Annotated in this window: 13 protein-coding genes and 1 pseudogene; 6 read left to right on the top strand and 8 right to left on the bottom strand. The window is 43.6% G+C overall.

Annotated elements, in window-relative coordinates; translation table 11 throughout:
• Both N4310_RS04065 and N4310_RS04060 read right to left on the bottom strand, forming a co-directional pair.
• Positions 1-86, bottom strand: an 86-nt coding sequence (locus N4310_RS04065; RefSeq protein ID WP_262092159.1) for a transposase, incomplete at its 3' end; no start/stop codon positions are given.
• Between the two features lie 57 nt (positions 87-143).
• Positions 144-854, bottom strand: coding sequence for a GntR family transcriptional regulator (locus N4310_RS04060; protein WP_160332118.1), 711 nt, complete (start codon positions 852-854; stop codon positions 144-146).
• A gap of 215 nt (positions 855-1,069) precedes the next feature.
• Here N4310_RS04060 and ruvB point away from each other — a divergent pair, with 215 nt between their 5' ends.
• Complete coding sequence (ruvB, locus tag N4310_RS04055) at positions 1,070-2,071, top strand: Holliday junction branch migration DNA helicase RuvB (RefSeq protein WP_179924258.1); 1,002 nt, start codon at positions 1,070-1,072, stop codon at positions 2,069-2,071.
• Positions 2,072-2,291: 220 nt separating this feature from the next.
• Here ruvB and N4310_RS04050 read toward each other — a convergent pair whose 3' ends face one another.
• Positions 2,292-3,203 carry a CPBP family intramembrane glutamic endopeptidase gene (locus N4310_RS04050; RefSeq protein ID WP_262092158.1) on the bottom strand — a complete coding sequence of 304 codons (912 nt, stop codon included), beginning with the start codon at positions 3,201-3,203 and terminating at the stop codon, positions 2,292-2,294.
• A gap of 205 nt (positions 3,204-3,408) precedes the next feature.
• Here N4310_RS04050 and N4310_RS04045 point away from each other — a divergent pair, with 205 nt between their 5' ends.
• From N4310_RS04045 to N4310_RS04025, 5 genes are all read left to right on the top strand, one after another.
• On the top strand, positions 3,409-3,831 hold the full coding sequence (locus N4310_RS04045; RefSeq protein WP_262092156.1) for a low molecular weight protein-tyrosine-phosphatase: 423 nt from the start codon (positions 3,409-3,411) through the stop codon (positions 3,829-3,831).
• Positions 3,831-4,253 carry an MORN repeat-containing protein gene (locus N4310_RS04040; protein WP_160332114.1) on the top strand — a complete coding sequence of 141 codons (423 nt, stop codon included), beginning with the start codon at positions 3,831-3,833 and terminating at the stop codon, positions 4,251-4,253. The genes N4310_RS04045 and N4310_RS04040 overlap by 1 nt, the downstream gene beginning before the upstream one ends.
• Positions 4,243-6,042, top strand: a complete 1,800-nt coding sequence (locus N4310_RS04035) for an acyltransferase family protein (RefSeq protein WP_262092155.1) — start codon at positions 4,243-4,245, stop codon at positions 6,040-6,042. The genes N4310_RS04040 and N4310_RS04035 overlap by 11 nt, the downstream gene beginning before the upstream one ends.
• A gap of 93 nt (positions 6,043-6,135) precedes the next feature.
• Positions 6,136-7,413, top strand: a complete 1,278-nt coding sequence (locus N4310_RS04030; protein ID WP_262092154.1) for an MATE family efflux transporter — start codon at positions 6,136-6,138, stop codon at positions 7,411-7,413.
• A complete protein-coding gene (locus tag N4310_RS04025) occupies positions 7,410-8,006 on the top strand; it encodes an HAD-IA family hydrolase (RefSeq protein ID WP_262092153.1) in 597 nt (198 codons plus the stop codon). The genes N4310_RS04030 and N4310_RS04025 overlap by 4 nt, the downstream gene beginning before the upstream one ends.
• Positions 8,007-8,171: 165 nt before the next feature.
• On the opposite strand, the gene N4310_RS04020 is transcribed toward N4310_RS04025, so the two are convergent.
• From N4310_RS04020 to N4310_RS04000, 5 genes and pseudogenes are all read right to left on the bottom strand, one after another.
• Positions 8,172-9,269: a hypothetical protein gene (locus N4310_RS04020; RefSeq protein WP_262092152.1), complete on the bottom strand. Its 1,098-nt coding sequence runs from the start codon at positions 9,267-9,269 to the stop codon at positions 8,172-8,174.
• Between the two features lie 36 nt (positions 9,270-9,305).
• Positions 9,306-9,797: a toxin C-terminal domain-containing protein gene (locus tag N4310_RS04015; protein ID WP_420832892.1), complete on the bottom strand. Its 492-nt coding sequence runs from the start codon at positions 9,795-9,797 to the stop codon at positions 9,306-9,308.
• 284 nt (positions 9,798-10,081) lie between these two features.
• Positions 10,082-10,357 (bottom strand): annotated as a pseudogene (locus N4310_RS08595) (transposase); the annotation flags it as partial.
• Positions 10,358-10,616: 259 nt separating this feature from the next.
• Positions 10,617-11,729: a hypothetical protein gene (locus tag N4310_RS04005; protein WP_262092151.1), complete on the bottom strand. Its 1,113-nt coding sequence runs from the start codon at positions 11,727-11,729 to the stop codon at positions 10,617-10,619.
• Between the two features lie 214 nt (positions 11,730-11,943).
• Positions 11,944-14,073, bottom strand: coding sequence for a LysM peptidoglycan-binding domain-containing protein (locus tag N4310_RS04000; RefSeq protein WP_262092150.1), 2,130 nt, complete (start codon positions 14,071-14,073; stop codon positions 11,944-11,946).
• Positions 14,074-14,109 lie beyond the last annotated feature (36 nt).

The raw sequence follows: 14,109 nt of genomic DNA, 5'->3' as shown, positions 1-14,109 counted from the left end.
TGGAAAACAGTTGCTGCTTCAGAAATACTGCCAATATTTTCACAATATGAAAGAACTTTTTCACGAAAATCTACTGAATATGCCATAAAAATAGTATAGCACAAAGTGTGCGGTTTTTGTTTCATTCTACTATATCATCACTATTATTGATTCCGTGATAGGAGGGTGAACTTAAAGTAGTCACCACGTTTGTAGGTTTTACGGTATTCTAAAATTTGACCAGTAGATTCAAGGCGTGTGGTTTTGATTTGAAGGACAGTTGGAAACTCTTCTGCGACCTCTAGACGTTTGCTAATTGCAGCTTCTGTTGGAAAGAGAATTTCCGTTGTTTCTTCAAATTTTTCATCATTGAGATGAATATGGTAGTCAAATTTAAACCGATCGTAGATAGAGCTGTAGTAATTTACATCCGGATAATTGGCATTGATATACTGCTCCGGGATATAAGATTCATGGAAAACATAAGGGGTACCATCCGCTGTACGCATCCGTTCGATCTTATAGTAGTAATGCATTGGACCAAGTCCAAGTTTTGCGATGAACTCTGGATTGTTATCCCGTGTGATGGATAAGACTGTCACTTCATCGACTTTATCCTCAAGAAAATCAGCATCAGAATATTCGATGAGTTTGTGATTACCAGCGCGGGATACAAAGGTACCTTTTCCCTGTTGGCGGACGATGTAACCATCTTTTGCCAAGTCGTTCAAGGCACGGACAACCGTAATTGAACTAACATTATACATATCAATCAATTCGGCCTCTGTATAAAATTTATCTCCATTTTCAAATTGTCCAGAGATAATCTTGTGCTTGAGTTCATCTTTAATTTGTTGATACTTTGGGATTGCCATGCTATATATCACCTCACTTTCTTTCCCTCTATTAAGATTTTACCATAAAAACTTAAAAAATTCTTGACAAAATATGAATTTTTTAATATATTATTAATTTATAGATTTGTGCTAAGGATATAAAACTACGATAAGTTGGTGTAGTGAGTGTTTTAGAGCAGAACAAATCTTAGGTGCAGGAAAAGTTTGCTAGGATTTTCTGATATAATAGACCCATGACTAGATTAGTGGATATGGAACAAAGGGGAGAGGATAGTCTGATTGAAGGCAGTCTTCGTCCGCAAAATTTTCAGGAGTATATTGGCCAGGGGAAGGTCAAGGAGCAGTTAAAGATTTTTATTGAGGCCGCAAAATTACGGGATGAATCTTTGGATCACACCTTGTTGTTTGGTCCTCCCGGTTTGGGAAAAACGACTATGGCCTTTGTTATCGCAAATGAATTGGGGGTCAATCTCAAGCAAACCTCAGGTCCAGTGATTGAAAAGGCTGGGGATTTGGTAGCTCTTTTGAATGACTTGGAACCAGGCGATGTCCTTTTTATTGATGAAATCCATCGCATGCCCATGGCTGTCGAAGAGATTCTCTACAGTGCTATGGAGGATTTTTATGTGGACATTATGATTGGCAGTGGCGAAACCAGTCGCTCAGTGCATCTGCAATTACCGCCTTTTACATTGATTGGTGCAACGACACGGGCAGGAATGTTGTCCAATCCCTTACGGGCTCGCTTTGGGATTAATGCCCACATGGAATACTATGAACTCAACGATTTGACAGAGATTGTGGAGCGAACGGCAGCTATTTTTGAAACAGAGATTTTACCAGAAGCTGCCATTGAGCTGGCTCGTCGGAGTCGGGGAACACCTCGGATTGCCAACCGCCTGCTCAAGCGTGTTCGCGATTTTGCGCAGATTAAAGGAGAAGGAATCATCAATCGGGAGATGACTCATCAAGCTCTGACCATGTTAGATGTAGACCAGGAGGGTTTGGACTATGTGGATCAGAAAATTCTCCGCACCATGATTGAGCTCTACAATGGAGGTCCTGTTGGTCTGTCGACCATCGCCATTAATATTGCAGAAGAGCGAGAGACGGTTGAAGACATGTACGAACCCTACCTGATTCAACAAGGCTTTATTATCCGCACTCGTAGTGGCCGTCAGGCTACTGCTAAAGCTTATGAACATTTGGGCTATCCTTTACCAGGAACAAATTAATAGACTTCCTGCGGAACTAATGTATTAGATCCCATTTCTCAGCAGGAGAGATCGCATAACCACACTGAAACATTTTGTAACTCAGTCTTTTTCAAGTGATAACTCCGATAAATCTTAGGTTCTGTCACTGTTTTGCAGGAAGTCTAATCTTCGTATCTGAAGGACAAAATCAATAAGAGGCAGGTTCCAAGTGGACCTGCCTCTTATTGATTGGGCGGAGTTAGTTTTCTTTTTTCAATTGAAGGGCTAAATAAATAATTCCAAGAAGTAAGATGATGCTTGCCATGATGCTACCTTCAGTTCCAAAGGATCCACCTGAAATCCATTCTGCTACACCAGTTTTTGTTTCAAATGAAAAGAGCGAAGGACCAGTAGTTGTACCGCTGACGGCAACTCCGAAAATATTGCCTTGTGTGAAATTCCAAGCACCGTGCAGACCGGCAACACCCCAGATATTGTCGGTCTTAAGCATGTAGAGAGCCATGAATACCCCAGATAAGATGATGCTTAAAATGGATAAGACAGTCACATTGTTATTACCCAAGTGTATGATTCCAAAAAGAGTACTCGAGATGCCAATTGCAAGAGCAAGGTTTGAACGTTTGTTGATAATCGGTAGAAGCCAGGCACGGGTTAGAAGTTCTTCGGTACCTCCTTGAATCAACCAAAATGGGATAGTTGATAGGACAAAGAGGAGAGTGTTACCTGAAAAATCGATACGGTTTAATACAACACCGCCAAAAAGATAGCTCAGTCCTAAGGAACAGCTGAAGGTTAGCATTCCTACTCCCCAACCTTTTAGAATTTCAAGCAAATAATTTGTCTTGAAAAATCCAAGGCTAGAAATGGGGCGTTTCTCGTACCATCTCACCCAGGCGAAAAGTGTCAGCGTAATAAAGGCAAATATCCCCAGTTGAACATATAGGTGAGTAAACGTTTCAATGATTGCATCCAGATTCTCTAGATTAGAAATCAGGAAGGGCATTGAAAGAACGGCAAGGATGAGGCCCCCAATCACAGTACCGCCGATAAAGAAAAGTTCTACCACCAAACAGGCAAGAATAATCATTAGCCATGCGGGCAGTTTTTCATACCGTTTGGTCGTGTTTTCTAATATTCTTTTTTGCATTATCTCATTCTTCCTCCGTTTTTCACGTTATTCAAAAGAGTCATTGACTGGAAATAGCTTTTCTAGATTCATTTTATCATAAATATACAAATAATGATATGTAATACTTAGAAAAACCTGATTCATGAAGTCACTATCTCCATAGAGGTTCAGAAATTCTTTTATTCACCCTTTCCTTATATGTTATAATGGAGGGGAGGTATACGATATGAATGTGATTATGGTTTGCTTAGGAAATATTTGTCGCAGCCCGATGGCGGAGTTTGTGATGAAGCAGGAAATGCCCTCTTGGGATGTAGAAAGTCGTGCCACTTCGACGTGGGAACATGGTAATCCAATCCACCAAGGGACACAAGCGATTCTGCAAAAATACCAAATTCCCTACGATTTATCGAAACAGTCCCAACAAATTTCCCCAAAAGACTTTCTTGAGGCCGATTTAATTCTGGCTATGGACCGATCGAATCTGGAAGATTTACAAGCGATGGCCCCTCAAGAAGCCTTGGATAAGATTCATCCCTTAATTGACGGTGAAGTACCTGATCCGTGGTACACCGGTGATTTTGAGGAAACCTACCGTCTCGTTCGTCAAGGCTGTCAAGAATGGAAAGAAAAAGTAGGAGAATTGTGATGGCAGGACAAGTAGCTAAAAAGAAACCAACCGCTTCCAAGGGGATTCGTTGGAAACGGTCGGGTTTTGAATTGATGACAGGATTGGTGATCCTTCTTTGTGCCCTGTGGGTTTTTGCATCTGGAATCCCCATGAGGGGGAAGATTGCCTTAAACGATGGCAAAATGACCTATGAGGGCACCCTGGTACGTGGAAAAATAACGGGTCAAGGCAAATTGACCTATGAGAACGGTGATGTCTATGAAGGTGAGTTTAAAAATGGGGCCTTCCAGGGTCATGGGACCTTTAAATCCAAGGACGGTTGGCGTTACACGGGTCAATTTACCAATGGAAAACCAGATGGAAAAGGAGAGTTGGTAACAGAGGATAAGGTCGCCTATACTGGAACTTTTAAACAAGGAATCTATCAAGATGAGAATTAAATGGTTTTCTCTTATTCGGATCACAGGGCTGCTCTTTGTCCTGATTTATCACTTTTATAAGGAGCAATTACCAGGCGGTTTTATTGGGGTAGATATCTTCTTCACCTTCTCAGGTTTTCTAATCACAGCGCTATTGATTGAGGAAGTTGGGAAAACTAAGAAGATTGATCTGGTAGCTTACCTGAGACGGCGGCTCTATCGGATTGTGCCACCTTTGGTTTTGATGCTCTTGGTGGTTGCCCCCCTGATCTTGTTTATTAAGTCCGATTTTCGGGTGGATATCGGCACCCAGACGGCAGGGGCTTTAGGGTTTGTAACCAACTGGTATGAGATACTTCTAGGGGGGAGTTATGAAAGTCAATTTATTCCCCATCTCTTTTTGCATACCTGGAGTTTGGCTTTAGAGGTGCACTACTACCTGGTTTGGGTACTAGTGTTAGCGTTTGTGGCGCGTGGCTCGAAAGATATTCGCCGGTTTAAGAGTCAGGTATTTTTGGTCTCAACCGGTTTTCTTCTGGTGTCTTACATCAGTATGTTGATTGGAACTTTCACAACGGACAATGTTTCCAATTTATATTTCTCAACCTTATCACACAGTTTCCCCTTTTTTGTAGGATCGAGTCTAGCTGCCTTGACGGGCTTGCAGCACCAGGGCATGTTGTTGCGGAGTCTGATCCAGAAGTGGAGTTTGGGCAAGACCCTGTTGGTTTATCTGGGAGCCTTGGGGCTGTCGATTGCACTGGCTCGTTTTCTCCCCTTTGAGTCCTTGTGGACCTATACTCTGGGTCTCTTGGCAGCCTCCCTTTTGGCGGGGATGATGATCCTGACCACACGTATCTTACATGAGAAGACCCGGCTCAAGGAACCACGGCTACTGGACTTCCTAGCCAGCACCTCTTACGGAGTTTATCTCTTCCATTGGCCCCTTTATTTGATTTTTTCCGAATGGATGGGGCATGATCAAGCTGTTTTCCTAACCACGCTGTTTTCTCTGATCTTGGCTGCTTTTTCTTTTTACCTCTTGGAGCCAATCTTGCAAGGGAAAAATCCGAAAATCTTGGGTACGCCCGTGGTTCTTCCCAGCCTGGGCTGGAAAGGGTGGGTTCTACCGCTCCTGTTGGTAACTGCCTGGGGCATCGGGGTTGTGACCAGTCCAATGATGGGCAGTTTTGAGGCTAATTTAGTGGGTAACAGTCTACAGCAGGCTCGGCAGCAAATGCGTTCAACTCGGATTCGAACCGAAAATCCTGATGCTGTGGCTAATGGGGCGACGCTGATTGGCGATTCTGTTGCCCTGCGGGCCAGTGATTGGCTCCATGAAGCCCTTCCTGGACTTGATATGGATGCGGCTGTGTCACGGAACCTGATTGATGGCCGGAAAATGCTGAAAAAGGCGACCCAAAAAGGCACCCTGGTGACCGATGTCATTATTGCTCTTGGGGTCAATGAAGTGAACGATTATGCTGAGGAATTGGATCAATTAATGGAGCTTCTACCAGCTGATCATCGTTTGATCCTGGTAACACCTTATGATGGTCGAATTCTGAATAACCCCAATGCGATTGCTAACCGGACCCGAGATTACATGCTTAAACTGGCGGATCAGTATGACTATGTACTTGTTGCGGACTGGCATCAGACGGCTGTCGACAACCCTGCAATCTGGTATGGAACAGACGATGTTCACTTTGGAGCCAATGCTGGTGGCATTGCCCAAGGTGGGAAACTATACGCTAAGACCGTTCGGGATGTCTTGAAGAAGGCCCAGGATGCTCCGACCAAACCCTAGTCTTGCTGAATGGTCTAGGGCAAGGTGCCTTGACGCCGGAATTATTCAAGAGGTTGGATCTCATATCCAGCCTCCTTTTGATATACTAGACTTATGAATAATGTCAATCGGCGGATTTTCAGTGTGGCCTTGCCGGCTATGTTAGAGAATTTTTTACAGATGGTGATGGGAGTGGTCGACTCCTATCTAGTAGCCAGTCTTGGCTTGGTGGCTCTTTCAGGTGTGTCCTTGGCTTCTAGCGTATTAGCGATCTATCAGGCCTTGTTTTTAGCCTTGGTGGCAACCCTGTCCAGTTTTGTCGCCAAGGCTCAGGCTACAGACGAGGAGGAGGCCCAGCAGTTGGCCCGGTCGGGTCTGGCTTTGACGGTTTTGCTAGCTCTGGTCTTGGGCTTGTTGTCGGTGTTGGCAGGTCCTGCGATTCTGGCTTTGATGGGGACAGATCTAGCGGTGGTCCAGACTGGTGGTCTTTACCTCAGTTTCGTCGGGGGAACTATCCTATTTCAGGGGCTGATGATGAGTCTGGGGGCTATTTTGCGAACCTGGGGGAGGCCCCAGGAACCTATGTGGGTTAGTTTGCTGGCGAATTTTCTAAATGTGATACTCTCCCTTGTTTTCCTTTATGGTCTGAATGGAGGTTTGATGGGGGTTGCCCTGGGAACAGTCCTAGCCCGTTTGTTGGGGACACTCTACCTTTGGTGGCGGGTTCCCTTCCCTCTCCTGGGATTTTCCTGGACTTGGAATTGGAGCTTGGTCAGTTTTGCCCTTCCGGCTGCGGGGGAACGTCTGATGATGCGTTTAGGCGATTTTCTGCTAATGGTTCTGGTTGTGTCCTTTGGAACAGAAGTGGTTGCCGGAAATGCGATTGGCGAAACCTTGATTCAATTCAATGTGATGCCAGCCCTAGGGATGGCTACAGCGGGCGTGATTCTGATTGCCCAGGCACGGGGGCAGGAGGATTGGGAACAGGTGGATGTCTTGACCCACCGCCTCTATTTCTGGACCTTGATTTTGATGGCTCCAATCGCCCTGGTCTTTTACCTCTTGGGGCAGCCTCTCACGCAACTTTACAATAGCCAGCCCCAGGTTTTAGCCGCTAGTCAGACAGTCTTACTGTTTGCCCTCCTAGGGACGCCTATGACAGCCGGGACCCTGATCTACACCAGTTTGTGGCAGGGCTTGGGCAATGCTCGCTTGCCTTTTTATGCGACTAGTATCGGCATGTGGGTCCTGCGCTTAGGCTGTGGAGCCTTGTTCGGTCATTGGTTGGGCTGGGGTTTAGTTGGCATCTGGATTGGAACAATCGTGGACAATGGTTTTCGTTGGTGGTGGCTCAGACGTCATTACCGTTTGTATAGAAAGGAGCAGGTATGACTGCTTTTATTTGGGATTTGGATGGGACGCTCTTGGATTCTTATGAAGCCATCTTGGCTGCCATTAACCAGGCTTTGAGGAACACGGATGTTCCTTTTGACAAGGAGGCTATTCGCCGGCATATTCTGGCGACTTCTGTTAAGGATTTTTTTGAAAAAATTGAAAAAGAAACGGGCAGTAATTTGAAACCTCTGTACCAAACGGCTTTGCCGCAATTCAGTGGGGAAATCCGCCTGTTACCGGGAGCTCGGGAGGTGCTGGACTGGGCGGAGGAGCAGGGGATTCAGCAGTTTGTGTTTACCCACAAGGATGCGGAAGCCCACCCGCTCTTGGAGCGCCTGGATTTGGCTACCTACTTCCAGGAGGTGGTGACCGCCAGCGATGGCTTTGCGCGGAAACCGGATCCGGAGGCCCTCTATTATTTGATGGACAAGTACAAATTGAATCCTGATCAGACCTACTATATTGGCGATCGTCTGCTGGATATTGAAGCCGCCCTGGCAGCGGGGATCCAGTCCATCAATTTTTTGAGTCACCCAGAGAGTCAGGCGATTGAGCACTTGGGGGAGATTTCGGAGTTACCGTTTTTGTAACTCGGAAAAATAAGCACTAGCTTAAGCTTGTTTTAAGGTGGCGAGGCTATACTAGAGTCATAAATTAAGAAAACCTCTTAATTTGACTCCTAAAACTTTTCTTTTTCATAATAATCTCCAAAAAAGAGCTCTGCTAGGCAGGGCTCTTTTTGTGAAGGAATGATGTTAACTGAAATCGACAGCCTCGTGATAAGGCGGTTGCCGCTCCTGCCAATAAAGGCCATGTTTTTCAACCAGTTGCTGGACTTCCTTTTTGTGGCCGTAGAAGGAGAGGTAGAGCCGGTAGGAGGAATCGAATTGGATGGAAAGGGAGTTGACCTTAATCCAAGCATTCAGACGCCCCTTAAATAATAATCGGAAAAAGGGAACGAAGTTCTTTTCCTGAATATAAATAGGCTCCAAATCTTCAATAGTTTGTAGATGGTGAAATAAGCTTTCCTCTTCAGCTGAAAAAGAGTCAGAAGAAACTCCTAGAGTATCTTCTGAATTAAAAGAAAGATACTTCGCTTGAAACTCACGGATTTCATTCTCTTTTAAAAAATCTAGTACAAGTGCTAAATAGGCCTGCTCGATGCGCAGATAGTCGTCAAGGTGAAGAGGGGTGACACCGTCGAAGGCAGTCCAAGTAGCTTTTAGGCGATCAGCGGGAGGTTCTTTGGAAATCTGTAAATCATGGTGGTAATCTCCTGAAGGGTTACTACTTCCATCGGACCAAGTATAACCCAAGGCCAACCGATTCTCTGCGATGTCTTCGTAAAAATAGTCGAAGTTTTCGAGGGCTTCCCAATAGAGTTTTTCACGTTTTATGATACTGGAAATAATATCTAGAGGGAAGTTCTGATTTAATTTGACATACATATAGTAATCATAGCCCATAAAGACCTCTATTTTGGGATGATACAGTAAGCAGTTTACAGCTCCTCTTAAGTTTAAGCGAATAGTATCCTCGATTTCCTGTTGATTGAGTTCAATACCTTGCTCCAATTTTTGATAGGGGGTGCTCAATTCTTGATTGAAAAATGTATGTTGTTGATTCCAGTGCAGACTATATAGTTTTGATAGGTATTTAACTTGGAGACGGTCAATGTGAAGGTACTTTAGGAGTTTGAGCACGACTTGTGTGTAATGAGTTTCTGTTTTCAGATATTCTTCAAGAGTTAGTTGTTCTCCATGGAAATAGTTGCCAATATCGGAAACGACAGTCCAATCTCCGTAGTATTCCTTACTACTTTTGTCATACTTGTAAATTTGAAAAGTAGTCATGGGTATTCCTTTCTGTATTGAGTGTGTTTGATAGGGTTAATCTCCAATTTTGTTTAAGTTTTTATCGTAGGTACCACCTCGAGTTGTTTTATCTCTGAGGTCTTCAAGGGAATTAGCCCCTTTCCAATATCCTCCGCTGTGAGCATCTCTATCTGGGGAAATAAATTTTGGTCCTTTCACTTTCGCGTGTTTAAGTCGTTCATAGATAGGAGTGTTATGCCCACTTCTCTCATTTCTTTTCTTATACCCTAATTCTTTAGCAAGTTTTGTAGTTTCTGGAGAGGGTACATAGCCAATAATCACCCTTTGCCCCGGATGGATTGTGAAATTGGAAATGTTATTCCATTCCACCAGTTCATCCATGGTGATGCCATATTTTTGAGCGATGAGCCAGACGGATTCACCAGCTTGGACGGTATGGGTTGTGAGTCCGGAATAGGGTGCTTCTGTTGGTTGTTTGAGAATAAGGACTTCGCCGGGGTGGATGGTAAAGTTGGAGATCTTATTCCACTTGACTAAGTCATCCATGGAGATACCATGGTCGTTGGCAATTCTAGTTCTTTGTCGAGTTGTGTGGAATCCCTGAAAACTGATAATATGGAACAGATTTATAAATGTATAATATTGTCATATAGGATCCTCTCTTAAGGGCACCTATAAAACTAGAAACATTCCGTCATATAAAAAGCTTGGCCTCCAATTTCCAGCAAAAGTCCCTGTATTTCCTACTTTTCTATCCCGATTATCGGGAGAATTCTGATTTTTGGACGCACTAAGCCCATGTATTCAAATTCAGTCGTTTGATCTGTTAAAACAAAACGACGAAAAGACAGACGATCATATAGCTGGTATTCCATGGCTTCGTCTGACAAATTATAAAGGCGGGCAAGAAGGAGAATTTTAAACATCATGAGGTAGTCATAGGGAGGTCTACCACCTTTTGCAGGATTTTTCTTTTTATTGCCAAAAATGCGGTTCAGGGCTAGTCGAAATCTTGTCCAATTCACAGTCTTATCAAGTCGTTCTAGTTGATTTCCTAATTGTGAAAGTTTTTCTAGAAGTCGTTCATTGTCGGAAAATAATAGCACGACAACTCCTCGTTTATCTTAGTAAATCTATTATATCACAAAACTTAAGGAGTGTAAATAAAGAAAAGCAGGTATTTCTACTGTAGTGGAACCATCAGCAGTTGGAAACAACTGCTGATGGCGGAGATTTTGAGACCTTGGCTCAAAATCTAGTGATGAGACTCCGAAGGAGGCTGCTCACGTCTGCACTACCAAATAGGAATACCTGCCTATTTAAAATAAGGCGACAATAAGTATGAGTTTTTAGAAGTGCCCTTAATTATCTGAAGCCAACTGCTTCCTTATAAGGTGGTTGGCGTTCTTGCCAATAAAGGCCATGTTTTTCAATTAAATTTTGAATCTCCTTTTTGTGGGCGTAGAAGGAGAGGTAGAGCCGGTAGGAAGAGTCGAATTGGATGGTAGTAGAGCCGTTGGTAATCCAATTCGTAAATATACCCTTGAACATTAGTCTAAATAGGGTGGAAAAGTCTTCTTTTTGGACGATGAGACCTTCAACTGTCCAATCTTCCACATTTTCATCATATTCCTGCAATTGTTGGAATAGTACTATTTCCTTAGGGGAGAAGTAGTGTTCAGGGACACCGATTTCCTGAATTTTATGCAGAGATATTCCATTTATGACTAGTTCGTTTACTTGGAAGGACTCCAAAAAGTCTAAAACGAGCTGGAGGTATTTTTGTTCCACAGCTAGGTATTCTTCCCAAGCCAGTCCGTTTTCGATTTCGTCAAAATTACTCCACTCGGTATATGTGCGATTCTGAGGATTATCCTTGGAAATACGGAGGTCATGGTGGTAATCACCTGGTGGATTGGTCTGACCATCACCCCAAGTGTAAGTATGAGGAGCAATATCTTCTTCCTCCATTTGATGAGGGGAGATTAAAAATTCTTGATAGTAAAGATTCATCTCACGGATGATCTGCTTACACTGTTCGAGTTTCTCCTCGTCCATACTTTGGACATACATATAATAATCATAGCCAAAGTGGACTTGAAGATTAGGGCTGTAGAGACGGCACCAGACTGTTTCCCGGAGATTAAATCGAACAAGCTCAGAGATTGCTTCTCTAGTTAGTAACAATCCGTTATCAAGTTGTTGAAATAAGTGTCCTTGTTTTTGGTTTAGTCGATTTTCCTTTTTTTGGGAATGAAAACTAAAAGCTTTTTCCAACTCTCTTACCTCAAGGCTATCAACGTTGAATAATTGTAGAATCTTTTCAATGGTTTGGACATACCGGTTTTCGACTTCAAGATAGTCTTCTAAGGTCAATACTTTTCCATAAAAGCTATCCCCAATATCAGATATAGCTGTCCAATCGTCAACGTAGTTGGGGTTGCTTTTGTCGTACTTGTAAATAGATAATGCTGGCATAGAGGGTCCTCTCTTAATTACCTGATATTTATTGTTTAGGGCACATCTAAAAACTAAATTTCTGAAAATCTAAATGTTGATTTATCAAGGTTTGAGTGATTCAATTTGAAGGAAAAACTGGGATTTTTAGAGGTCCCCTTTAAGGACTACATTGAAATAATTACTCTCTATTTCTGTGGTACTATTGTTATTGAAGGTTTTTAATCTGTAATTTTTAGTCCTTTATTCTATTTAAATTCTTATCATAGGTTCCTGAGCGACCTGTTCTAGATTTAAGGGTTTCGGGATCATTGCCACCTTTCCAATAACCACCATTGTGTACATCTTGATCCGCAGAAATAAATCTTGGTCCTTTACCTTTTTTTCTTTCAAAGATTAATGCACCGTGTGAGTTTCCAGCACCTTTATACTCTCTGTAACCTAACTTTTTAGCCTGTGCTCTAGCTTCGGCATTTGTTGGTTTACGCCCAGTTATCACTCTCTGCCCCGGATGGATTGCGAAATTGGAAATGTTGTTCCATTTCACCAGTTCATCCATGGTGATGCCATATTTCTGAGCGATGAGCCAGACGGATTCACCAGCTTGAACGGTATGGGTTGTGAGTCCGGAATAGGGTGCTTCTGTTGGTTGTTTGAGAATAAGGACTTCGCCGGGGTGGATGGTAAAGTTGGAGATCTTATTCCACTTGACTAAGTCATCCATGGAGATACCATGGTCGTGGGCTATTTTCCAGACCGAATCGCCTGCTTTGACCGTATAGGAGCTACTGGCAGTGCTTTTGGCAGAACTTGTTGGTTTTTGGGTGACGAGTTGCTGCCCAGGATGGATGGTTTGATTGTGAATCTGATTCCAGTCCAGGAGTTCCTGCATTGTGATCTTGTGGTCGTTGGCAATTTTCCAGATGGAATCTCCAGCTTTCACTGTATAGAGTGTGCCAAGCTGGGGTAGTGGTTGTTTGGTGATGACAGCTGGTGTTGGATTGAGGGGCGGTTGTGTGGTGATGAGTGCATCCCCTGGGTGAATGGTAAAGTTTGAAACTTTATTCCATCTGACTAAATCATCAATTGTGACCCCGTGTTCCTTAGCAATTCTCCAAAGAGAGTCCCCTGCTTTGACAATATATCGAGCTTTTTGGGCCCAAGATTTTGGTTTGACATAGACTTTTTGTCCAGGATGGATGGTATCATGCTGGATGTTATTCCAAGCTCTAAAATCAGCCATGGCGATGCCGTATTTGTGAGAAATGGACCAGACAGATTCATTTGGAAGGACTTGGTGTTGGAGTCCGTTATTGATGAGGGTGTCTGGTTTGACCACAACCTTTTGTCCGGGATGGATCAGTCCGTTGGTCAGTCCATTCCAAATAACCAGATCATTCATGCCGATTTTGTATTTTTGGGAAATCGACCAAACAGATTCGTTGGGGAGGACGGTGTGTTTGACCCCCGTTAAATGATAAACTGGAAGTTTGGAAACACCTGTATAATAAAAGACATTGGCGGCAACTTGTCCGTAGGCGCGTGTAGGGGCAGCATAGCTGCCAACAGATTGTGGAGCATAGGAATAGCTAGGGCTATAGCCATAGGAAGGAGTTGGCTGATAGGTGTAATGCTGAATAGCATACTGGCCAGGTGCCGTATAGGTATAGCTCTGAGCTTGACTGATGGCTTGGATTCTGGCCTGTTGGTTGGTATAACTTTTGGCCATGGCAGCATACTGAGCCTGTTGTCTTTGTGCAGCTTGAGCCTGTGCCTGGTGATAGGTTCGTTGGATTGCCTTAGTTCCAAAGTGGGTGACAACTGCTGTGGCTAGGGCTGCCCCTGCGACTTTTGCTCCAGCAATAATAGCAGGTCCGTAGGCGTAAATGAGCGGAATTGCTGCTGCAGGAACAATTCGAAACGGTCTTGTGGGAGTTGTCGGTTGTGCTTTTTGGGCAGAGAGTTCCAGGATGGTCTGGGTAAAGGTGTCGGGATTGCTACTGGCTGCTTGCAGTTGATGAAATTCTGCTTCCGTACTTTCTAAGATTAAGTGGTCGAGCAGATTATCCAAGTCCCGCTGGGCTTGGGCAGTTTGGTAGAAGGATTTGAGTGTTGTTTCAAATGCGACTAGATTAGGAGCTTGTTCGAGTTCTTTTTTCTGTTCTAGCGTTAGGGTTTTCTTGAATTCTCCCAGTTCTTTGAGGCTATATTCTTCATGAATTTGCCGAACAAGAATGTCTTCAAAAATCTTCCGTTTACTGTCTAAATCAGGACTTGCTTGTAATAATTGATGGGCACCTCTAAAAACCAGAAGTATTCCGTCATATAAAAAAAGAAGGGACTCTTGTCCTCTAATTTCCAGCAAAAGTCCCTGTATTTCCTACTTTTCTATCCCGATTAT

It is taken from the genome of Streptococcus danieliae (assembly GCF_025447695.1).
GTDB lineage: Bacteria > Bacillota > Bacilli > Lactobacillales > Streptococcaceae > Streptococcus > Streptococcus danieliae.
This window is presented reverse-complemented; position numbering and strand designations above follow the sequence as displayed.